Origin of the sequence: Ralstonia sp. 24A2 (assembly GCF_051783885.1) — a bacterium.
Lineage (GTDB): Bacteria > Pseudomonadota > Gammaproteobacteria > Burkholderiales > Burkholderiaceae > Ralstonia.
Window position 1 is genome coordinate 2,425,547 of record NZ_JBPVZD010000002.1, and the last position, 22,914, is coordinate 2,448,460.

Genomic DNA, 22,914 nt, shown 5'->3' on the forward strand with positions numbered 1-22,914 from the left:
TGCGCCCACGTGCGCCGGCTTTGCACTGCTTCGGTGCGCTCAAGAACGTCTGAAAACCAACCACGCCTGTCCAGGCTTCGGGGCTCACCCCGCCCGTTGTCAGAGCGAAACCACCCAAAAGGGAAACAGGAGATCCGTATGTCCAGCTTCAAACACGCCTTCCGCCTCGCAGCGCTTGCCGCCATTCCGATGGCGCTTCTGCAAGCCACGCCGGCACTGGCCCAGGCCACCAAATCGGTCGAAGTGCTGGCGATCGTTGAGCACCCGGCACTCGACGCCATCCGCGATGGCGCCAAGGAACAGCTGAAGGCCGAAGGCTTCGACGCCGGCAAGAACCTGAAGTGGGAATACCAGAGCGCGCAAGGCAGCACCGCCACCGCCGCGCAGATCGCCCGCAAGTTCATCGGTGACAAGCCGGACGCCATCGTCGCCATCGCCACGCCGTCGGCGCAGGCTGTCGTGGCTGCCACGAAGACCATCCCGGTGGTGTATTCCGGCGTGACCGACCCGGTCGCCGCGCAACTGGTCAAGAGCTGGGAGCCGACCGGCACCAACGTGACCGGCGTGTCGGACAAGCTGCCGCTGGACAAGCAGATCGCCCTGATCAAGCGCGTGGTGCCGAATGCCAAGCGCGTGGGCATGGTCTACAACCCGGGTGAAGCCAACTCGGTGGTGGTCGTCAACGAACTGAAGAAGCTGCTGTCGGCGCAAGGCATGACGCTGGTGGAATCGGCGGCACCGCGCACCGTGGACATCGCTCCGTCGGCCAAGAACCTGATCGGCAAGGTCGATGTGATCTACACGAACACCGACAACAACGTGGTGTCGGCGTATGAATCGCTGGTGAAGGTGGCCAACGAAGCGAAGATCCCGCTGGTGGCAGGGGACACGGACAGCGTGAAGCGTGGCGCCATCGCCGCACTGGGTATCAACTACTACGACCTGGGCAAGCAGACCGGCGCCGTCGTCGCCCGCATCCTGAAGGGTGAAAAGCCGGGTGCAATCGCCTCGGCCGGCAGCACCAACCTGGAACTGTTCGTGAACGAGAAGGCCGCCAAGCAGCAAGGCGTGACCCTGTCGGCAGACCTGCTGAAGGACGCCAAGGAAGTCATCAAGTAAGTCGCAAGGCGCCGGACCGGCTTCCACCCAACGGAAGCCGCCCGGCGCGGGTCATAGCAGCCTGGGCCCAGACGCGGCTATCCGCCGCATAATGGCCGGGCGCTCGCGCTCTACCCTCAAGCGTCCCCGTTCATCGCCTTCTTTGCCTTAAGGCGCGGTGCCCAACCACCTCGCCCACCTCCGTCATGTCACTTTTTTCGTTACTCGGCGCCCTGGAGATCGGCCTGATCTTCAGTCTCGTGGCGCTCGGGGTGCTGATCTCCTTCCGCATCCTCAACTTCCCTGACCTCACTGTCGACGGCAGCTTCCCCATGGGTGGAGCTGTGGCGGCCACGCTCATCGCGGGCGGCCACGATCCGTTCGTGTCGACCCTGTGCGGCACGCTGGCCGGCGCCTTCGCAGGCTTCGTCACGGGCTGGCTCAACGTGCGCCTGAAAATCATGGATCTGCTCGCCAGTATCCTGATGATGATCGCGCTGTACTCGGTCAACCTGCGCATCATGGGTAAACCGAACGTGCCGCTCATTTCCGAGCCGACCGTGTTCTCGCTGCTGCAGCCGGAATGGATGCCCGACTACGTCTTCCGCCCCGTGTTGCTGGGTGTGGTGGTCGTGATCGTCAAGCTGCTGGTGGACTGGTTCTTCTCGACGCAAGTCGGCCTATCGCTGCGCGCTACCGGCGCCAACCCGCGCATGGCACGCGCCCAGGGCGTGGCCACCGGCCGCGCCACGCTGGCCGGCATGGCGCTGTCCAACGCACTGGTCGCCCTTGCCGGCGCGCTGTATGCGCAAACGCAAGGCGGCGCCGACGTGTCGATGGGTATCGGCACCATCGTGATCGGCCTGGCTGCCGTCATCATCGGCGAGACGGTGCTGCCCGCACGCCGCCTGGTGCTGACCACGCTGGCCGTGGTGGTGGGTGCGATCCTATATCGTTTCTTCATCGCCCTGGCGCTCAACAGCGACTTCATCGGCCTGCAAGCGCAGGATCTGAACATGGTGACCGCCGCGCTGGTGGTGATCGCTCTCGTGCTTCCCGGTGTGCGCCGCAAGGTGTTCGGCAAGCTGGCCAAGAACGGCTCCAAGGGGAACTGACATGCTGAGCGCACAAGGACTCACCCTCACCTTCAACCCGGGCACGCCCATCGAAACCCGCGCACTGCGCGGCCTGTCGCTGGAGATCCCCACGGGCCAGTTCGTGGCCGTGATCGGCTCGAACGGCGCCGGCAAATCGACGTTCCTGAACTCCATCAGCGGCGACCAGCTGGTCGATTCGGGCAGCATCACCATCAACGGTGAAGATGTCACCCGCAAGACCGCATGGCAACGCGCCGACAAGGTCGCCCGCGTGTTCCAGGACCCGATGGCCGGCACCTGCGAGAACCTGACCATCGAAGAGAACATGTCGCTGGCCATGTGCCGCGGCCAGCGTCGTGGTTTCAAGTTCGCGACCAATCGCAAGTGGCGCGAGATCTTCCGCGAGCAACTGCGTCGATTGGACCTGGGCCTGGAGAACCGTCTGACGGATCGCATTGGTCTGTTGTCGGGTGGCCAGCGTCAAGCAGTCAGCCTGCTGATGGCCTCGCTGCAACCGTCGCGCATTCTGCTGCTGGATGAGCACACCGCCGCGCTGGACCCGAAAACGGCTGCCTTCGTGCTGGAGCTGACCGCCAAGATCGTCTCGGAGTCCAAGCTGACGACGATGATGGTCACGCACTCGATGCGCCAGGCGCTCGACTACGGTGACCGCACGGTGATGCTGCACCAGGGCAACGTGATCCTCGACGTGCAAGGCGAGGAGCGCAAAGGCCTGGACGTGCCGCATCTGCTGCAGAAGTTCGAGGAAACACGCGGCGCCAAGGTGGACGACGACGCGCTGCTGCTGGGCTGATCCATCGCATCAACATCACCTCGGCGGGCTCCCTCAGTGGAGCCCGCGACATTTCCAGCCCATGAGCAAGGCACACCGTCCGGCCATCAGCATCGCGCCCGCTCCACATGAGCAAGACGCGCCCACGCTGTCGAAAGGACAGCGATCATTCAACGCCCTCATCAAGCAGATCGAGAATCGGCGCAAGCGGCTGACTGACTGGGAAACCACCACGACGCAGTTCCAGGCCCGCTATGCCAGCGAGTTCCTGCCGCTGCAGCGGACCTGCACTGGCTTGAAGATCCGCATGGTGCACTCCCTGGACCAGGCTTACGAGCACGATGGGCTCACCAAGCCAGAACGCCGCAAGATATCCGCCCTCATCGTCGATCTGGCCGGCAATCTGATCGATGAAGACGCCAGCCTCAAGGCCATCTACAACAGGTACAGCGGAACGGACTTCGACCGTGAAGCCGCAGCACAAGCCGCGGAAATGAAATCGCGGCTGGAGGCGATGCTTGGTGTTGATCTGGGGGATGACGCGGATGCGCATTTGCAGGACGCCGTGCTGAAACGCGCCCGGGCGCACATCGAGCAGCAGGCGGCGAAAAAGGCAGCCCTCGCAAGCAAGCGCGAAGCACGCCGGGCTGCCCGACAGAAATCGCCCAAGCAGCTTGCAGCCGAAGCACGCGAGCAGGAGGAGCAAGCGCAGATCAGCCTGTCCATCCGCGAGGTCTATCGCAAGCTCGCCAGCGCCCTGCACCCTGACCGAGAAACCGATCCGCAGGAACGCGATCGGAAGACCCGGCTCATGCAGCGCGTCAACGAGGCCTATGACAAGGGCAACCTATTGCACCTGCTGGAGTTGCAGCTTGAGCTTGACCACATCGACCAGCGCTCGATCAACCACCTCAGCGAAGCGCGGCTGACGCACTACAACGAGATTCTGAAAGACCAGGTACGTGAGCTTGACCGGCAGATCCACCGTGTCGAGATGACGTTTCGGTATACCTACGGGTACCAGCGGGCCGGGGCGCTGTCTCCGGATGCGCCACTGCAGAATCTCGCCACCAACATCGGTGCCCTGCACCACACGATTCGCAATCTTGAGCAAGACCTTGCTGCGTTCGGCGACATCAAGGATCTGCGGCGCATGCTGAAGCGCGCGCAATCAACCAGCGATTCGATGCCCTTTTGAAAGGGAATCGGTTCAACCCAACAAAACGGGCACCCGAAGGTGCCCGTTTTGTTGGGTAGCTAAGTGGCCGTACAACGGCCTGCAAAGCCGTGTACGCCAGTTAGAAGCGGTGCTGCAGACCCGCCGTCACACCGATCTGGCTGTTGCCGTAGCCCACCACGTCACGCGACAGGCTCACGTTCTGGCCGTTCTGGGCCTTGGCGTACGCCGCCGACAGATACGCCGTGGTGCGCTTGGACAGCGCGTACTGGCCGCGCAGCGAGAACATGATCGGATCCGCCGAGTTGTTCACGCCCTTGATGTTCTGCTTGTACACCGCGCCGTACAGCGTGAAGGCCGGCGTGAAGTCGTAGCTGGCACCTGCCCAGTACATGTCGCTGCGCTGGGTGGCGGCGGTCGTGGTGAACGCGCGCTTGTAGTTGCGGTAGCCCGCGAACAGCTTCAGTGCGCCGAAGTCGTAGCTGGCACCCGCGTGGATGCCTTGGATATAGTCCGTCGTGTCAGCCGGCGTCACGCTCGTGCCTGCGCCATTCTGGCGGTCCCACGTGGCTGCAGCCGAGAAGCCGCCCACGCTGTAGCCGATACCCAGGTCGTACTTCGACGAGCTCTTGAAGTTGCCTGCAGCCTCGCCAAAGCCGACGGTGGCGCCCAGCTTCAGGCCACCGAAGGTGCCGTCATAGCGCACGGCGTTGGACGAGCGCGAGAACAGGCCGTCCTTGCGGTCGCCCGTGGCGGTGGACGACGTGGCCCACGAGTAGTTCGGCGCGTAGCCCATCGGGTCGTACGGCAGCATGAAGTCGTACGTGGTCGTGAAGGTACGACCGGCCACCACCTGGCCGAAGCCGCCTGCCAGCCCCACCACGGCGCGGCGGTCGAACAGCGTGTTGTCGGTGTCCAGCTTGCCGGTGTCGATGGCGATGCCGCTTTCCAGGTTGAAGACCGCCTTCAGGCCGCCGCCCAGGTCTTCCGTGCCGCGCATGCCCCAGCGCGAGGTGTTCTTGCCGCCCGACACCAGTCGGGTGACGCCGCCGCCGTTCGGGCCGGCGTGGTTCACATACTCGATGCCCGAGTCGACGATCCCGTACAGGGTCACGTTGGACGATTGTGCGGCTGCAGAGCCGGCGGTGGCGAACGCAACTGCCGCCAGCGCCATCGAAGTCATTTTCATCAGGTCTCCCTTATTCGTTGTCCTGCCGCAAGCGCCGCTGTGACGGGGTCTTGGGGCGGCACGGATCGTATGAGGGACGCACTTTCAGTTCACTTTCGATTGCCGGGAAATTGGGAGGGTGTGCTCAGAGGGCATCAGGGGTTTCCCCTAGCTTCAAAACGCCGGGGGATGTCTGTATTTCTCTGCGGCTTGTTGAGAAAAATCCGATATGCGCATTCTGTTGGTGGAAGACAACCTGAAGCTGGCCAGCACGCTGGAAGAAGCCCTGAGCCAGGCCGGCTTTACGGTTGACTGCGTGCACGACGGCCACGCGGCCGATCTGCTGCTCACCACGCAGGACTACGCCCTGGCCATTCTCGACATCGGCCTGCCGCGCCTGGATGGCCTAGAAGTGCTGCGCCGCCTGCGCGCCCGCAAGAACCCGCTGCCCGTGATGATCCTGACCGCCCACGGCGCCGTGGAAGAACGCGTGCGCGGCCTGAACCTCGGGGCTGACGATTACCTTGCAAAGCCGTTCGACCTGACCGAAGTCGAAGCACGTGCCCGCGCCTTGATCCGCCGCAGCCATGGCCACGAGAGCACGCAGCTGCAATGCGGCCCGCTGCACTACGACGGCATCAGCGGGGCCTTCACGCTCCATGGCGAACTGCTCGCCCTCACCGGCCGCGAGCGCGCCGTGCTGGAGGTGCTGATGCTGCGCGACGGCCGCGCGGTCAACAAGGCGGCCATCTCGGAAAAGATCTTCAGCATCAACGAATCCGTCAACGCCGATGCCATCGAGATCTACGTGCACCGCCTGCGCAAGAAGCTCGACGGCAGCGGCGTGGCCATCGTCATGCTGCGCGGACTCGGCTATCTGCTGGAAGCCACACCGGGCGCACCAGCAGACGCTGCCCCATGAGCCCGCCGAGCCTGCGCCGGCAGCTCTCGCTCTGGCTGCTGCTGCCGCTGTTGGGGCTGCTCGCACTGGATGCCTGGCTGACCTACACGCGCGCCATGAACGCCGCGCACGCCGCGTTTGACCGCACGCTGGGTGCATCCCTCAAGGCCATGCACGAAGGCGTGCGCCTGCGCGAAGGACGCTTCGCCATCGACCTGCCCTACCTGGCGCTGGAGATTCTGGAGTCGGAAACCGGCAGCAGCATTTTCTATCGGATTGCCGATACCGCTGGCAGCACGCTCACCGGCTACAACGAACTCCCTCTGCCCGGTGGGCGGCAACCCACGCCATATCGCACCGTCTTCTACGACACCACGTTCCGCAATATGCAGGTGCGCGTAGCGGCCCAGGCGGTACCCGTGCGTGATGCGCAGTCCTCGCAGATCCAGTTGGTGTGGCTGCTGGTGGGCGAAACGCTGGAACCGCGTGAGGCACTGGCCCACGAGATCCTGGCGGGCTCGCTGCAGCAGGAGGTGCTGCTGGTGGTGCTGGCCGTCGGCATTGTCTGGTTGGGCGTGCGGCGCGGGCTGCGGCCGCTGCGGCAGTTGAGCGAGAGCATGGCCAGCCGCGGCACCGATGAACTGGCGCCCCTGCCCCAGCACGGCTTGCCTGCGGAAGTCGCACCGCTGGTCGAGGCCATCAACCAGTACGTGGCGCGCCTGCTGCGCATGGTGCAGGCCCGCAAGCGCTTCTTTGCCGATGCGGCCCATCAATTGAAGACGCCACTCGCCGTCATCCAGGCGCAGTCAGAACTCGCCCTGCGCGAGCCCGACGGCGAGCGCATCCGCCGCCACCTTGAACCGCTGCACGGCACCGTGCGCCAGGCGGCCAAGGGCGTGCAGCAGTTGCTGTCGCTCTCGCGGCTGGAACCCGACAGTGGCTATGCCCCGCATTTGCAACCGCTGCGGCTGGACACGTTGGCTGGCGACGTGGCGCTTGAGCTTGCGCCCGTGGCCCGCAAGGCCGGCATCGACCTCGGCTTTGAAGGCGAGCCCATCATGGTGGCCGGTGAGCCCCAATGGCTGCAGGAGCTGATCGGCAACCTGCTAGACAACGCCATCCGCTACGCAGGCCACGGCGCCCGTGTGACCTTGCGCGTCAAACGCCAGACGATGGCCATGCTGGGCGACCAAGCTGTGTTGCAGGTGGAAGACGACGGCCCCGGCATTGCCGTGCCCGAGCGCGATGCCGTGTTCAGCCGCTTCTATCGCGGCGCGGCTGCGGCGGCCGCGCAAGACCAGGACGGCAGCGGCCTGGGCCTGGCCATCGTGCGGGAAATCGCCCGCGTGCATGGCGGCACCGTGGCGCTATCCGAAACGCCCGGCGGCGGGCTGACTGTCAGCGTGTGCCTGGCGCTGGCCCCAGCGGACGAGCCGATCGCCTGACCACCCATCACGCGCATCTGCTTGCCGTGGTTGCTGCAGGACAACATCCGTTTGCATGCAATGGCGCGATGCGCCAGCGACAGTGCACCGCTTTCGTGACGACGCGCCGCACCATTTTCAGGCAGGCGAGCCACCTGCCTCTGCTGCTCAAATTGGTTCCATCCAATCCGCTGCGCGCCTCGCCGCACCTGCTCCGGCAGCGACCTACACTTCTGCAACGGCGTCACCCGCAAAAAATCCCCGTCATGCTTGCCGGAGCAAGGCCTTGGGGCTTTTCCCTATTGTGGTGCTGGAGGGCCCGCAGCCCGCTAGCGGTGCAAGTTCGGCTGCCTGAATTGGCTCTATCAAATAACCAGAATTGGGTCCACTTTGCAAAACAATCAGCCGCTATAGTCCATCCACAAATCGTCACAACACGACGGGAAACGGCAGGAGGCAGCAATGAAGACCGACGACGTGATCGTCAGCTTTCGCGGTGTACGCAAGACGTATGACGGCGAAACCCTCGTGGTCAAGCATCTCGACTTGGACATCTACCAGGGCGAGTTCCTCACCCTGCTCGGCCCCTCCGGCTCGGGCAAGACCACGTGCCTGATGATGCTGGCCGGGTTTGAATTCCCGACCGGCGGCGAGATCCGCCTGGAAGGCGCGCTGCTCAACAACGTGCCGCCGCACAAGCGCAACATCGGCATGGTGTTCCAGAACTACGCGCTGTTCCCGCACCTGACGGTGGCGCAGAACGTGGAATACCCGCTGACCGTGCGCAAGATCCCCGCCAGCGAGCGCGCAGACCGCGTGCACAAGGCCCTGCAGATGGTGCGCATGGAAGGCTTTGCCAAGCGCTACCCCGCGCAGCTTTCGGGCGGTCAACAGCAACGCATTGCCCTGGCCCGCGCGCTGGTGTTCGAGCCCAAGCTGGTGCTGATGGATGAACCGCTGGGCGCGCTCGACAAGCAACTGCGCGAACACATGCAGTACGAGCTGAAGTCGCTGCATGAAAAGCTCGGCGTGACCTTCGTCTACGTCACGCACGACCAGGGCGAGGCACTCACCATGTCCGACCGCGTGGCCGTGTTCGACAAGGGCATCGTGCAGCAGCTCGACACGGTGGACAGCCTGTATGAGCGCCCGTGCAACGAGTTCGTCGCCAACTTCATCGGCGATAGCAACACGCTGCGCGGCACCGTCACCCGCATCGAGGGGGATTACTGCGAACTGCAGCTCAATGACGGCGCCCGCATCCTGGGCCGCAACATCGCCGGCGCCAGCGTGGGCGCCACGGCCACCGGCTGCATCCGCCCAGAACGCATGCGCCTGATGGATGGCGCACCGGCCAACGCCAACGCACTCACCGGCCAGACACGCGGCCTCGTCTACTTTGGCGACCACGTGCGCATGCGCTGCGCCCTGCCCGACCAACCCGAATGTTTCGTCAAGGTGCCGCTGGGCACGCGCGCGCTCGAAGGCTTTGCGCCGGGCGCGCCGATCCAGCTTGAGTTCGCACCCGAACACCTGCGCGTTTTTGCATGACGCACGCGGGCAACCCTGCCCGCATGCCACGACCACACGTTGTACCCACACGCCAAAAAGAGGAGCCAGGAATGAAACACATCACGAAGACGCGGTTGAGCGTACTTGCCGGCGCATTCGCCATTGCATTCGGCACCCATGCTGCGGAAATCACCGTCGTCAACTTCGGCGGTGCCAACGGCGATGCACAGAAGGCCGCGTTCAACAAGCCGTTCGAAGCACAGACCAGCAACAAGGTCACCGTGGTCGAGTACAACGGCGAGCAAGCCAAGATCAAGGCCATGGTGGAAGCCAAGCACGTCAACTGGGACGTGGTGGAAGTCGAATCCGGCGACATCGGCCGGGGTTGCGATGAGGGCCTCTTCGAGAAGCTCGACTGGAGCAAGATCGCCAAGAAGAGCGACCTGATCCCCGAGTCGCCGAGCACCTGTGGCGTGGGCTTCTTCGTGTGGTCCACCGCCATGGCCTACAACGCCGACAAGCTCAAGACCGCCCCCACCGGCTGGGCCGATTTCTGGGACGTGAAGAAATTCCCGGGCAAGCGCGGCATGCGCAAGGGCGCGCGCGGCAACCTGGAATTCGCGCTGATGGCCGACGGCGTGCCGCCCAAGGAGGTCTACAAGGTGCTGGCCACCAAGGACGGCCAGAACCGCGCGTTCAAGAAGCTCGATCAACTGAAGGCCAACATCCAGTGGTGGGAAGCCGGTGCACAGCCGCCGCAGTTCCTGGTGGCGGGCGATGTGGTGATGTCCACCGCGTTCAACGGCCGCATCGATGCCGCGCAGCGCGAAGGCAAGAACCTGAAGGTGGTCTGGAACGGCAGCATCTACGATCTGGACTACTGGGCCATCCCCAAGGGCGCACCGAACAAGGCGCTGTCTGAGCAGTACATCGCCTACACGCTGTCGCAGAAGCCGCAGCAGGAATACGCCAAGCACATCGCCTACGGCCCGGCCAACGTGGCAGCCATCAAGGCGCTCGATGCCAAGACGCAGGCCAACATGCCTAACTCGCCCGAGAACGCCAAGAACGCCGTGCTGCAGAACCTCCAGTTCTGGACGGACCACGGCGACGAGCTGGAACAGCGCTTCGCCTCGTGGGCGTCGAAGTAACGATGTAGTGCAGTGACCGCGCGGATGCTGTGTCGAGTCGACATGGCATCCGCCGGATGAATCTCCGCAGCACTTGGCGAGGCAGCATTGAACACCATGACCATCGCGGCTGAATCGGTTCCGGAATCGACGGCCAAACTCAAACGCGAACTGAAGAGCGCTGAGGCGCGCAGGCGTGCCATGGCGCTGGCGCTGGTGGCGCCGCTCGCCATCTTCCTGCTGCTGATCTTCGTCGTGCCGATCGGCGCCCTGCTCACGCGCGCCGTGCAGAACCCCGAGGTGGCCGACGCGCTGCCCAAGACAGTCGCCGCGCTCAAGAACTGGGACCGCAAATCACCACCTGCCGATGCCGCCTACGTTGCATTAGCCGCCGACCTCACCACCGTCAGCGAAGGCGAAGCGATGGGCGCCCTGGCCCGCCGCCTGAATACCGAAATCCCCGGTTTCCGCTCGCTGGTCGCCAAGACCGCGCGCGCCATGCCGCTGGTCGATGACCAAGGCAAGGCACTCACACTCACGCCCGACCAGACCCGCGCCAAACTCCTCGAACTCGACGAGCGCTGGGGCGATGCCACCTACTGGCAGGCCATCGCCAAGAACGGCAGCCGCACGTCGCCGTTCTACCTGCTGGCCGCGCTGGACCATCGGCAAGATGCCTTCGGCCATATCGAAGCGACCGACCCCGACGAGCAGATCTACGTGACGGTATTCATCCGCACCTTCGTCATCAGCGCGATGGTGACGCTGTTCGCGCTGCTGCTGGGCTATCCGCTGTCGTACTGGATCGCCTCGCTGCCGGAGCGCCGTGCGAACCTCGTCATGGTGCTGGTGCTGATTCCGTTCTGGACCTCCATCCTCGTGCGCGTGGCCGCGTGGATCGTGCTGCTGCAGACCGAAGGCCTGATCAACCATGGCCTGATGGACCTCGGCATCATCAAGGAGCCGCTGGCGCTGCTGTTCAACCGCGTGGGCGTCTATATCTCGATGACGCACATCCTGCTGCCGTTCATGATCCTGCCGCTGTACAGCGTGATGAAGTCGATTCCTCCCACGTACCAACGCGCGGCGGTGTCGCTGGGCAGCCATCCGTTTGCTGCGTTCTGGCGCGTGTATGTGCCGCAGACCTACCCCGGCATCGGTGCCGGCGCACTGCTGGTGTTCATCCTCGCGCTGGGCTACTACATCACCCCCGCACTGCTCGGCGGCCCGAACGACCAGATGGTCAGCTACTACGTGGCCTACTTCACCAACGTCACCATCAACTGGGGCATGGCCTGCGCGCTGGGCGCCCTGCTGTTGCTCGCCACGCTGGTTCTGTATGCGGTGTATGGGCGCTTCACGCGGCCCAAGGTTCGTGTCGGCTAACGGAGAACATCGATCATGAAACTCGCCAAACCGATGTTCGCCCCGCACACCTCGCTCGTCGAGCGCATCTGGTACTTCACGCTGCGCGGCCTGGCCGTGCTGACACTGCTCTACCTCGTGCTGCCGGTGCTGGTGATCGTGCCGTTGTCGTTCTCGTCGAGCACGTTCCTCTCGTACCCGATTCCGAGCTATTCGCTGCGCTGGTATCAGAACCTTGTCACGTCGGATGAATGGCGCATGGCGGCCAAGAACAGCTTCATCGTCGCGCCGGCTGCCACGATTGTGGCCACGGTGCTCGGCACGCTGGCCGCCATCGGCCTGAACAAGGCGGACTTCCGCGGCAAGGGGCTGCTGATGGCGGTGCTGGTGTCGCCGATGATCGTGCCGGTGGTCGTCGTCGGTGTCGGCATGTATCTGTTCTTCGCACCGCTGGGGCTCGCCAATACGTATATCGGGCTGATCCTCGCGCATGCGGCGCTGGGGGTGCCGTTTGTGGTGACGACGGTGTTGGCGACGCTGCAGGGCTTCAATCACAACCTGGTGCGAGCGAGCCTGTCGCTGGGAGCGAATCCTGTGATGACGTTCTTCCGGATCACGCTGCCGGTGATTGCGCCGGGCGTCATCTCAGGGGCGTTGTTTGCCTTTGCGACGTCGTTTGATGAGGTGGTGGTGACGCTGTTCCTGGCGGGCGCCGATCAGGTGACGCTGCCGCGCCAGATGTTCACCGGGATTCGCGAGAACATCTCGCCGACGATTGCTGCGCTGGCGACGATTTTGATTGTGTTCTCGACTTGTCTGCTGCTGACGTTTGAGTGGTTGCGGGGGCGAGCTGCGGCCAAGGCGGTGGCTTGATTGCGTGTTTTTGCTTTGCTGTGTGTTGGCCTTGCTGGTCCATCCCTTGTTTCATCCCCTGCCGGGGCTGACTCACTTTCTTTGTCTTGCCAAAGAAAGTAAGCAAAGAAAGGCGCGCCCGATGCGGCGACTTCCCCTTGAATTTATGTGACCGTGCGGGGAAGGAGCCAAACTCGCTTCGCTCAGACAAGGCTCCTTCCTTTTTCCGCACGCCCACAGAAATTCAAGGCGCCGCATAGGGCAAGGAAAAGCAAACCATCTTTTGCCCGCGCACGACTTCGTCTTGTCATCCCCTCAGCGTGCCTGACTCGACCGCATTGGCGCTCGCCTCCGCACCGCGTTGGTTTGGCCTTTGACGTTCCTGCCCTTGATGGCGCCTTGAATTTTCGTAAGCGGGCGGAAAAAAAGACGGGGAACTGTCTGAGCGCAGCGAGTTTTCCCCGTCTCCGCCCGGTTACGAAAATTCAAGGAGGGGGTCGCCATCTCGGGCGCGCCTTTCTTTTGCTTGGCAAGACAAAGAAAAGTGAGTCGGCCCCGGCAGGGGACGATACCGGGGATGGACCACCAACAGAAAGACATCCCGCCCCACCCCCAACAGAACCTCACCACCCAATCCCAAAGCCCGACGCTTGCAGCGCTTTTACCGAATCACGGGCTCGGAAGCACCAACTGTCGCCCCCAAAGCCCCGCGTGCCGAGCGCTGAACGCCATGGCATCGGAGCTTTTAGCTCGGCGGCCGAGGCTCTGAGCTCCGACGTTGGACCTCAGAGCTCCAAAAGCGCACCTTTTAGGTGCACCACCGGACCTCCGCAGCTCCAACATTGGAGTTGAGAACTCCAGCGTCGAACCTTTGAGGTCCAGCTTCGGGTCTCAGAGTCCCGACCTCGGGCCTGCGATCTCGGCGCGCGGACCTTTTCGCTCCATCAACGGACCGTCAGACCTCCAACGCCGGAGCACAGAGATCCAGCGTTGGACCTCGGACCTCCGTGCATGGCACTTCGAGCGGCTCAGAGGAACATTCCACCCGAAGCCTCGATACGCTGCGCGTTGATCCACCGGTTGTCCGGCGACAGCAGCGACGCCACCACGCCACCAATGTCATCCGGCAGACCCACGCGGCCCAGCGCGGTGTTGGAGGCCACCATCGCATTCAGATTGGCGTTGTCACGCACGGCACCGCCACCAAAATCCGTCTCGATGGCGCCCGGCGCGACCACGTTCACGGCAATGCCACGGGGCCCAAGCTCCTTCGCCAGATACTTGGTCAGCACCTCGATCGCGCCCTTCATCGCCGCATACGCGCCGTAGCCCGGCAACGCAAAGCGCGCCAGCCCCGACGAGATATTCACGATGCGCCCGCCGTCGGCCATCAGCGGCAGCAGGATCTGCGTGAGGAAGAACACGCCCTTGAAGTGCACGTTCATCAGCTCGTCGAACTGGGCTTCGGTGGTCTCGGCCACGGTGGCATGCGTGCCAACGCCAGCGTTGTTGACGAGATAGTCGAAGCGCTCGGCCTTCCATTGCGCCAGCACACCGCGCACGGCATCCGCAAAGGCCGGGAAGGTGGCGATCTTGCCGGTATCGAGTTGCAGCGCGGCGGCGCGGCGGCCCTGAGCGGTCAGCTCGGCCACCAGCGCATCGGCGTCTGCGCGGTTGCTGCGGTACGTGAAGATCACGTCAGTGCCGCGCTGGGCCAGCTTCTGCACCATGTTCTTGCCGAGGCCTCGGCTGCCGCCGGTCACGATGGCGATGGGGGTGTGGGTCTGGGTCATCTTGCTCTCCGTTGGGTTAAGGGTGTCGAGCACCGTGAGAGCATGGTATTGGGCGATAAACCAGGAATAAATCTCGCTTATTCTATTGCTGTGTTTGCCCACAGATAACAATCGCCCCACCCACGCCATGTCCACCAACCGACTCGAAGCCATGCAGATCTTTGTGCGCGTGGCGGAACTCGCCAGCTTCACGCGCGCCGCAGAGGCTCTGAGCATCCCCAAGCCCGCCGCCTCGGTGGCGGTGCAGCAACTGGAAACAATGCTCGGCACGCGCCTGCTGCACCGGACCACGCGCAAGGTGCAGCTCACGCAAGACGGTCAGACCTTCTACGAGCGCTGCCAGGATCTGCTGGCCGACATGGATGAACTGCAGACCATGTTCCGCCAGAGCCCGCAGGCGCTGCGCGGCCGGCTGCGCGTGGATATGCCGGTGGGCGTCGCACGCCGCATCGTCATCCCCGCCCTGCCCGGCTTTCTGGAGGCACATCCCGATCTGGAGATCGAACTCTCCAGCACCGACCGCCGTGTCGACCTCGTGCGCGAAGGGTTCGACTGCGTGCTGCGTATCGGCGCCCTCACCGACAGTAGCCTCATCGCCCGACCGCTCGGCCAGTTGCATCAGATCAACTGCGCCAGCCCCGGCTATATCGCGCGCTACGGCATGCCAACAACGCTGGAAGACCTCGACCACCATCGCATCGTCCATTACGTGCAGACGCTGGGCACCAAATCGCCAGGATGGGAGTACACGGTGGATGGCCGGTCCGCGTTCCGGCCGATGCAGGGGGCGGTGACGGTCAGTTCAGCAGAGAGCTATGACGCTGCATGCCGTGCAGGGCTGGGGATGATTCAGGCGCCGGTGTATGCGGGGCTGTCATCGGCCATTGCAGATGGCACGCTGATGGAGGTGATGCCCGACCTGCGCCCGCCGCCGATGCCGGTGTCGCTGGTGTATCCGAACCGGCGGAATCTGCCCGTGCGGGTACAGGTGTTCATGCATTGGATGGAGGGGTTGTTGGGTCCGTATCTGGAGGCGCGGCCTTCGGGTTCGTAGGGAGTCGCCCGGTAATTGATCTGTTTGTCTCGAACAGGTCAGTTCCTTTCCATTTGAGAAGCCGCTGAACCTATAAAATACGGCTTCGCCGCGATTCCCGTGGCAACCGCACTCAGCACCCATGTTACGTTTAAGCGAAGTCAAACTCCCTCTGGACCATGCCGAAGACGATCTTGAAGCCGCAGTTCGCGCGCGCCTCAAGGATCTCGGCGTAGCGGCAGACGGGCTCGTCCGTTACACCGTATTCCGCCGTGCCCACGATGCACGCAAGCGCTCGGATATCAAGCTGACCTATATCGTCGACGTCGAAGTCAGGAACGAGGCAGCCGTGCTCAAGCGGATCGCCGGCGCGCCGCATTGCGGGGTCACACCGGACATGACCTACCGCTTTGTTGCGCAGGCACCCGAGCACACAACGCGCCCGCGTCCGGTGGTGATCGGCATGGGGCCGTGCGGCCTGTTCGCGGGTCTGATCCTCGCGCAGATGGGGTTCCGTCCCATCATCCTCGAACGTGGCAAGGCCGTGCGCGAACGCACCAAGGACACCTTTGGCCTGTGGCGCAAGAGCGTACTCAACCCGGAATCCAACGTGCAGTTTGGTGAAGGCGGCGCCGGGACGTTTTCCGACGGCAAGCTGTACAGCCAGATCAAGGATCCGCACCACTACGGCCGCAAGGTGCTCGAAGAGTTCGTCAAGGCGGGCGCGCCGGAAGACATCCTGTATCTGAGCCGGCCGCACATCGGCACGTTCCGCCTCGTCAGCATGGTGGAAAAAATGCGCGCCACCATCCACGAGCTGGGCGGCGAAGTGCGCTTCGAAACCCGGGTGGACGATATCGAAATCGATCAGGGCAAGGTGCGCTCGCTCAAGCTCTCGAATGGTGAAACGCTGCGGTGCGACCACGTCGTGCTGGCCGTTGGCCACAGCGCCCGCGACACGTTCCAGATGCTGCACGATCGCGGTGTGTATATGGAAGCCAAGCCGTTTTCGCTGGGCTTTCGCATCGAACATCCGCAGGGGCTGATCGATCGTGCCCGCTTCGGCAAGTTTGCGGGCCACAAGCAACTCGGCGCGGCCGACTACAAGGTGGTCCACCACTGCAGCAATGGCCGGGCGGTTTACAGCTTTTGCATGTGCCCTGGCGGCACGGTGGTGGCGGCGACCTCCGAGCCGGGCCGCGTGGTCACCAATGGCATGAGCCAGTATTCCCGCGCCGAGCGCAATGCGAATGCGGGCATCGTCGTCGGCATCACGCCGGAAGACTATCCTGGCGGGCCGCTGGCGGGCATCGCGTTCCAGCGCAAATGGGAAGAGCGGGCATTCGAGCTCGGCGGCGGCAACTACCAGGCGCCCGGTCAACTGGTCGGGGATTTCATCGCCGGCCGGCCGTCGACGTCGCTTGGCTCCGTCATCCCGTCGTACAAGCCGGGCGTGCACCCAACCGATCTCAGCACGGCGCTCCCGGACTACGTGATCGAAGCCATCCGTGAAGCACTCCCCCAGCTCGATAAGAAGATCGCAGGCTTCGCGCTGCACGACGCCGTGCTCACCGGCGTGGAGACGCGCACTTCGTCACCGCTGCGGATTCGACGCAAGGACGATTACCAAAGCATGAACGTCGAAGGTCTATATCCGGCTGGCGAAGGTGCCGGGTATGCCGGTGGGATCTATTCGGCGGCCATCGACGGCATCGAAGTGGCGCAAGCGGTGGCACTCAATCTGACATCGACGCACGCGTCCTGATGTGTGGGAGTGTGGGCGGCTGGTAAGCCGCCGCACGACACGAATACTACCGCTACCCCACCAAGGTGTATTACGGATAAGCCAATGCCCCGCGCCGCAGCCCGAGTCGACGACGGTGTGCGTGCAGCAATGCGCCCGCAAATGAAAACGGCGCCGAGGTAACCCCGGCGCCGTTTGCCATGCTGCCCGCGAGTGCTGGGCCAGTCTGCATCGTGATGCCTGCGGCTCACGCGCTGGCGTTGCCCTCACCGACCTCGCGCCAACGACGTAGCGACACCAACGGCGCAGGCACCCAACGGTCCAGCCCCTTGAACAGCAAGACCAGGACACCCGCCCCACCCAACACCGCCACCGTATTCGCCAACGCGGCCGGATACCCGATCTTCGCCACATTCAAGAACGGATAGGGATACCACCCGCTCAACGCGCCGTGCACGAAGGTGTACGCCAGCCACACCGCCGGCCAGATCAGCGACAGCGCCACGGTCGGCCACCCGATGCGTGGCCGGGGGCCGAACAGCAGCCAGCCGACAAGCGCCATCCATGGCGAGACGTAGTGAAAGCCGTCTGACGCCAAGCGTGCCAACCCCGTTGCCTTCGAGAGCGGCGCGAGCACGATGTGAAACACCAGCCCCGTCGTCGCGATGCCGAGCAGAGCATCGAGCCTGATTACGCGCCACCATTTGCCGTCTCGCGCCGGATCAATCGCTAGGGTGATGGCAATCGCCGCAACCAGGATGTTGCTTTGGATGGTGAAGTAGCTGAACAGCCGGACAAGCCGCGTGACAAGCGAAACCTGGCTACCCACGCCGCTGGCGGTCAAGGTGACCTGCACGATCAGTGCAACGACGATGACGGCGGCCAACACGGCATGCCATGCCCGTGCCAGCCGCATCGGTGATGCATTGATCGGCTCAGCCATGCATCAAGCCATCCACTTGCGTGCGTTGCGGAACATGCGCATCCACGGGCTGCTGCCGTCGCCGGCGGCTTCCCATTCCTTCGGATGCCAGCTCATCTGCACCGCGCGGAACACGCGTTCCGGGTGCGGCATCAGCGCAGTGAATCGACCGTCGTGCGTCGTCACCGAGGCAATGCCTTGCGGCGAGCCGTTCGGGTTCAGCGGGTACGTCTGCGTGACTTCGCCGCGGTTGTCGACGTAGCGCAGACCGACGGCCACCTTGTCGATGTCGCCTTGCTGCGAGAAGTCGGCATAGCCCTCGCCGTGCGCGACGACGATGGGGATGCGGCTGCCTTCCATGCCCGCGTAGAAGATCGACGGGGACGCTTCCACCTGCACGGTCACCAGGCGGCCTTCGTATTGCTCCGACTGGTTGCGCGTGAATTTCGGCCATGCGCCGGCGCCCGGGATGATCGGGGCAAGGTTCGCCATCATCTGGCAGCCGTTGCACACGCCCAGTGCGATCGAGTCGGTGCGGTTAAAGAAGGCCGCGAACTGCTCGGCCAGCATGCTGTTGAAGAGGATCGTCTTCGCCCAGCCTTCGCCCGCGCCGAGCACGTCGCCGTAGCTGAAACCGCCGCAGGCGACGAAGCCCTTGAACCCGGCGAGGTTCGTGCGGCCGGCCAGCAGGTCGCTCATGTGGACGTCGTAGGTGTCGAAGCCGGCCTTGTCCATTGCGTAGGCCATTTCGATCTGCGAGTTCACGCCCTGCTCACGCAGGATCGCCATGCGCGGGCGCGCGCCCGTGGCGATGAAAGGTGCGGCCACGTCTTCCGCAATGTCAAACGTGAGCTTGGGCGAGATGCCCGGGTCTTCGGCATCCAGCAGGATGTCGTATTCGCTCTGCGTGCACTCGGGGTTGTCGCGCAGGCTGGCGATGCGCCAGGAGACGTCCGTCCAGGTGCGTTGCAGTTCGATGCGCGAGGCGCTGAAGACCTTCTTGGCGTCGCGCCAGATTTCGATGTGGCCGTTGGCATTCGGCGCGCCGATCACGTGGCTGCAACCGGATAGGCCGTGCTCACGCAGCACCGCGAAGACGGCGTCGCGCTGAGCCAGCGGCACTTGAATGACAGCACCGAGTTCTTCGGAGAACAGCGCACGCAGGGTCAGATCGGCACGGCGGCCGGAGACTTGCTGCGCCCAGTTCTTGGCGTCGCCATGGTCGGCTGCGTCGTCGAGCGTGAGCATGTCGACGTTGATCGACACGCCGCAGTGGCCAGCAAACGCCATCTCGCAGACGGTCGCCCACAAGCCGCCGTCGGAGCGGTCGTGGTAAGCAAGCAGCGCACCGCTAGCGTTCAGCTGTTGGATGGCGGCGAAGAAGCGCTTGAGGTCTTCCGCGTCGTCCACGTCCGGCACGCTGTTGCCGATCTGCTGCGTGACCTGCGCCAGGATGCTGCCGCCCATGCGGTTCTTACCGCGGCCTAGGTCGATCAGGATCAGCGTGGTGTCAGCCGGCGCGCTCGTCGATTCGACTTGCTTCAACTGCGGCGTGAGCGTCTTGCGCACGTCCGTCACCGGCGCGAAGGCCGAGACGATGAGCGACACCGGCGCGACCACTTCCTTGGCCTTGCCGTCGTCTTCCCACTTGGTGCGCATCGACAACGAATCCTTGCCCACCGGAATGCTGATGCCCAGTGCCGGGCACAGATCCATGCCGACAGCCTTGACCGTGTCGTACAGGCGGGCGTCTTCGCCGTTCACGCCGCAGGCGGCCATCCAGTTGGCCGACAGCTTGAGTTGCGTGAGCGAGTCGATCGGTGCGGCGGCGATGTTGGTGATGGACTCACCGATGGCCATGCGGCCCGATGCCGGTGCGTTGATGACGGCCAGCGGCGTGCGCTCGCCCATCGTCATCGCTTCACCAGTGTAGCCCTTGTAGTCGAGCGTGGTGACAGCCACGTCGGCCACCGGCACTTGCCACGGGCCGACCATCTGGTCGCGCGTGTTCAGGCCGCCGACGGTGCGGTCGCCAATGGTGATGAGGAACGACTTGCTGGCGACGGTCGGATGGCGCAGCACATCGCGTGCGACGACTTCCAGGTCCAGTCCGGTCACGTCCACTTCCGGCAGCTCTTGCGCCACGCGGCGCACGTCACGATGCATGCGCGGCGGCTTGCCGAGCAGCACGTCCATCGGCATGTTGACCGGGAAGTGGTCGGGGGCGTCCGCTGCAGCGTCGCTGTCGACCACTTGCAGTTGCTGCTCATCCGTGGCGAAACCGACTACCGAGAACGGCGCGCGCTCGCGCTCGCACATGGCCTGGAAGCGCGGGAAATCGCCCGGGGCGATGGCCAGCGTGTAGCGCTCTTGCGATTCGTTGCACCAGATTTCTGCGGGGCTCAGGCCCGACTCTTCCAGATGCACCTGGCGCAGGTCGAAGCGTGCGCCCTTCTCCGCGCCGTCCACGATTTCCGGGAAGGCGTTGGAGATGCCGCCCGCGCCCACGTCGTGGATCGACAGGATCGGGTTGTCTTCACCCAGCGCCCAACACGCGTTGATGACTTCCTGCGCGCGGCGCTGCATTTCGGGGTTGCCGCGCTGGACGGAGTCGAAGTCCAGATCAGCGGTGTTGGTGCCGGTGGCCATCGAGCTGGCGGCGCCGCCGCCCATGCCGATGCGCATGCCGGGGCCGCCGAGTTGAATCAGCAGCGTGCCGGCAGGCAGGCCGTGCTTGTGCGTGTGGCCGGCGTCGATGTTGCCGATGCCGCCGGCAATCATGATCGGCTTGTGATAGCCGCGCACGGTGCCGCCCACGTTCTGCTCGTAGACGCGGAAATAGCCGCCCAGGTTGGGCCGGCCGAATTCGTTGTTGAACGCGGCGCCGCCGATCGGGCCTTCGATCATGATCTGCAGCGGCGAGGCGATGCGCTCCGGCTTGCCGATCGGGCCGGCAGCGGCTTCGTCCGGGTTGCGGTGCGCCACGGGCTGGGCCGTATCGCGGGCGTTTTCCCACGATTGCACAGCTTCCGGCAGCAGCAGGTTCGACACGGTGAAGCCGGTCAGGCCCGCCTTGGGCTTGGCGCCACGGCCGGTGGCGCCTTCGTCGCGGATTTCACCGCCCGCGCCGGTCGATGCGCCCGGGAACGGCGAGATGGCGGTCGGGTGGTTGTGCGTCTCCACCTTCATCAGCGTGTGCGTGAGGGCTTCGCGGCGGCCGTATTGCGGCACGCCCGTCGCGGCCTCGGTACCTGCATGCGCGAACCAGCGCTCGGCCATGCCGCCTTCCATCACTGCGGCGTTATCCGAATACGCCACGATCGTGCCCTGCGGCGCGAGCTGGTGCGTGTTGCGGATCATCGCGAAGAGCGACTTGTCCTGCGTCTCGCCGTCGATGGTCCAGTCGGCGTTGAAAATCTTGTGGCGGCAGTGCTCGCTGTTGGCCTGCGCGAACATCATCAGTTCGACGTCGGTCGGGTTGCGTTCGAGCTTGCGGTAAGCGTCGACCAGGTAGTCGATCTCGTCATCAGACAGGGCCAGGCCCATTTCGACGTTGGCGGCTTCCAGGGCCTGACGGCCACCGGCGATATCGACAAAGCGCAATGCCTTGGCGGGCAGCACGTCGAAAAGGCCATAGCCGGCTTCGCGCGAGTCGATCACCACTTCGGTCATGCGGTCGTGCAGGTGTTCGGCCACAGCGGCGCGGGTGGCGTCGTCCAGGTGCTTGCGGCTGCCGGTGAGCGCCCCCAGGAGGCCCTTCTTGCGGGTGACGGTGAATTCCACACCGCGCTCGATGCGGTGGATTTGTGGCAGCGCGCAGTGGCGGGCGATTTCCGTCGCCTTGCTGGCCCACGGCGAGATCGTGCCAAAGCGCGGGATGACCACAAAGCGATCGCCCTCGACCTCAGTCGGTGCGGGCGAGCCGTAGGTCAGCAGCGCCTGCACACGGGAAGACTCATCGGCCGACAGGGGCGTGTCGGCTGCAACAAAGTGCAGGTATTGCGCGCTGACGGCTTCGATATCCGGATCGATGCGCTTGAGGGTGGAAAGCAGGCGTTGCTGGCGGAAGGCGGACAGCGCGAGAGCGCCGGGAAAGCACGAGAAATGCGCCATGGTGGGCAAGGCAGGCAGTAGCTGGAAGAGGAGTATTCCCGGCGTGCGCGGGAAAACCGCTATTGTACCTTGCCCTGCCCCTGTTACCGACGGTCAAATCGGCCGGAAATCGTCGGCCAAGGCCCTTGCCGAGGCTGAAACAAGCGTTTTAGAGCGAGGTTGCCGAGCGGGCTGCCTGCTCATACAGGCCCGTCAGCACACGCAGCAGACGCGCCAGCTCGCCAATTTCGGCATTTTCCTCGCCGCCGGGCGAGATATTGCTCGTCAGGCACTGCTCGCGAATCTCGCGGTAGCGGGCACAGGCGCGCTCGCCGGCCGGAGTGGTGGTGTAAGTGACTTCCTTGCCGCTGCGCGTGCCCTCTACCAGCTCCATCCCCTGCAGCTTCTTTAGGGAATACGTGACGAGATGGGTGTCTTCCACGTTCAGCACGAAGCAGATGTCGGCCAGCCGCTTGGCGCGGCCACGGTGGTTGACGTGGTGCACCACCAGCACATCGAGGAAGGTCAGATCGCGCACGCCAGCGGCGGCCATGCAGCGCACGCACCAGCGGTTGTAGGCGTTGTAGGCCGTGTTGAGCGCAAATTCGAACTCCGACAACTCGGGGCTGCGCGCCGACACCAGATGCGATGAAGACACGATCGGTCCGCCAGCACTTTCCCCTCTCGCAGCTTGATTGGCAGCAGCTTGCGGCAGATCGGCTTTCGGAGTGGTCGGCGATTTAGACATGCGGAACATGCGCAACGCGGGCGCGGAAAGGTCAGAAACGGTCGGAAACGCGGGCTATTGTAAGA

At 64.2% G+C, this 22,914-nt stretch carries 17 protein-coding genes; 12 read left to right on the forward strand and 5 right to left on the reverse strand.

Going from position 1 to position 22,914, the window contains the following annotated elements; translation table 11 throughout:
- Positions 1-138: 138 nt before the first annotated feature.
- The 4 genes from ACS13N_RS16210 to ACS13N_RS16225 all read left to right on the forward strand — a co-directional run bounded on the left by ACS13N_RS16210 (position 139) and on the right by ACS13N_RS16225 (position 4,186).
- Positions 139-1,119 (forward strand): ABC transporter substrate-binding protein, encoded by a 981-nt coding sequence (locus tag ACS13N_RS16210; RefSeq protein WP_438932583.1) that lies wholly within the window; start codon positions 139-141, stop codon positions 1,117-1,119.
- A 185-nt stretch (positions 1,120-1,304) separates the two neighbouring features.
- The gene (locus ACS13N_RS16215) at positions 1,305-2,213 is read left to right on the forward strand and encodes an ABC transporter permease (protein WP_438932584.1); all 909 of its coding nucleotides are present in this window, start codon (positions 1,305-1,307) and stop codon (positions 2,211-2,213) included.
- Between the two features lies 1 nt (position 2,214).
- Positions 2,215-3,009: an ABC transporter ATP-binding protein gene (locus ACS13N_RS16220; RefSeq protein WP_064803186.1), complete on the forward strand. Its 795-nt coding sequence runs from the start codon at positions 2,215-2,217 to the stop codon at positions 3,007-3,009.
- A gap of 61 nt (positions 3,010-3,070) precedes the next feature.
- Positions 3,071-4,186, forward strand: coding sequence for a molecular chaperone DnaJ (locus ACS13N_RS16225; RefSeq protein WP_438932585.1), 1,116 nt, complete (start codon positions 3,071-3,073; stop codon positions 4,184-4,186).
- A gap of 100 nt (positions 4,187-4,286) precedes the next feature.
- Here ACS13N_RS16225 and ACS13N_RS16230 read toward each other — a convergent pair whose 3' ends face one another.
- Positions 4,287-5,354, reverse strand: a complete 1,068-nt coding sequence (locus tag ACS13N_RS16230) for a porin (RefSeq protein ID WP_438932586.1) — start codon at positions 5,352-5,354, stop codon at positions 4,287-4,289.
- Between the two features lie 208 nt (positions 5,355-5,562).
- Here ACS13N_RS16230 and ACS13N_RS16235 point away from each other — a divergent pair, with 208 nt between their 5' ends.
- The 6 genes from ACS13N_RS16235 to ACS13N_RS16260 all read left to right on the forward strand — a co-directional run bounded on the left by ACS13N_RS16235 (position 5,563) and on the right by ACS13N_RS16260 (position 12,538).
- Complete coding sequence (locus ACS13N_RS16235) at positions 5,563-6,255, forward strand: response regulator (RefSeq protein ID WP_438932587.1); 693 nt, start codon at positions 5,563-5,565, stop codon at positions 6,253-6,255.
- Entirely contained in the window at positions 6,252-7,679 is a 1,428-nt protein-coding gene (locus tag ACS13N_RS16240; protein ID WP_438932588.1) for a sensor histidine kinase N-terminal domain-containing protein, read from the forward strand. The genes ACS13N_RS16235 and ACS13N_RS16240 overlap by 4 nt, the downstream gene beginning before the upstream one ends.
- A 441-nt stretch (positions 7,680-8,120) precedes the next feature.
- Entirely contained in the window at positions 8,121-9,209 is a 1,089-nt protein-coding gene (locus tag ACS13N_RS16245) for an ABC transporter ATP-binding protein (RefSeq protein WP_438932589.1), read from the forward strand.
- Positions 9,210-9,280: 71 nt separating this feature from the next.
- Positions 9,281-10,321 (forward strand): ABC transporter substrate-binding protein, encoded by a 1,041-nt coding sequence (locus ACS13N_RS16250; RefSeq protein WP_438932590.1) that lies wholly within the window; start codon positions 9,281-9,283, stop codon positions 10,319-10,321.
- Positions 10,322-10,417: 96 nt separating this feature from the next.
- Entirely contained in the window at positions 10,418-11,686 is a 1,269-nt protein-coding gene (locus ACS13N_RS16255) for an ABC transporter permease (protein WP_438932591.1), read from the forward strand.
- 15 nt (positions 11,687-11,701) lie between these two features.
- Positions 11,702-12,538, forward strand: a complete 837-nt coding sequence (locus tag ACS13N_RS16260; RefSeq protein ID WP_438932592.1) for an ABC transporter permease — start codon at positions 11,702-11,704, stop codon at positions 12,536-12,538.
- A gap of 1,007 nt (positions 12,539-13,545) precedes the next feature.
- On the opposite strand, the gene ACS13N_RS16265 is transcribed toward ACS13N_RS16260, so the two are convergent.
- Complete coding sequence (locus tag ACS13N_RS16265; protein WP_438932593.1) at positions 13,546-14,310, reverse strand: SDR family NAD(P)-dependent oxidoreductase; 765 nt, start codon at positions 14,308-14,310, stop codon at positions 13,546-13,548.
- Positions 14,311-14,437: 127 nt separating this feature from the next.
- Here ACS13N_RS16265 and ACS13N_RS16270 point away from each other — a divergent pair, with 127 nt between their 5' ends.
- A complete protein-coding gene (locus tag ACS13N_RS16270; RefSeq protein ID WP_438932594.1) occupies positions 14,438-15,364 on the forward strand; it encodes a LysR family transcriptional regulator in 927 nt (308 codons plus the stop codon).
- A gap of 121 nt (positions 15,365-15,485) precedes the next feature.
- Positions 15,486-17,108, forward strand: coding sequence for an NAD(P)/FAD-dependent oxidoreductase (locus ACS13N_RS16275; protein WP_438932595.1), 1,623 nt, complete (start codon positions 15,486-15,488; stop codon positions 17,106-17,108).
- A 226-nt stretch (positions 17,109-17,334) separates the two neighbouring features.
- Here ACS13N_RS16275 and ACS13N_RS16280 read toward each other — a convergent pair whose 3' ends face one another.
- The 3 genes from ACS13N_RS16280 to ACS13N_RS16290 all read right to left on the reverse strand — a co-directional run bounded on the left by ACS13N_RS16280 (position 17,335) and on the right by ACS13N_RS16290 (position 22,849).
- Entirely contained in the window at positions 17,335-18,030 is a 696-nt protein-coding gene (locus tag ACS13N_RS16280; RefSeq protein ID WP_438932596.1) for a Pr6Pr family membrane protein, read from the reverse strand.
- A gap of 3 nt (positions 18,031-18,033) precedes the next feature.
- A complete protein-coding gene (gene purL / locus ACS13N_RS16285; protein WP_438932597.1) occupies positions 18,034-22,122 on the reverse strand; it encodes a phosphoribosylformylglycinamidine synthase in 4,089 nt (1,362 codons plus the stop codon).
- Positions 22,123-22,270: 148 nt separating this feature from the next.
- A complete protein-coding gene (locus ACS13N_RS16290) occupies positions 22,271-22,849 on the reverse strand; it encodes a winged helix DNA-binding protein (RefSeq protein WP_438932598.1) in 579 nt (192 codons plus the stop codon).
- Positions 22,850-22,914: the final 65 nt, after the last annotated feature.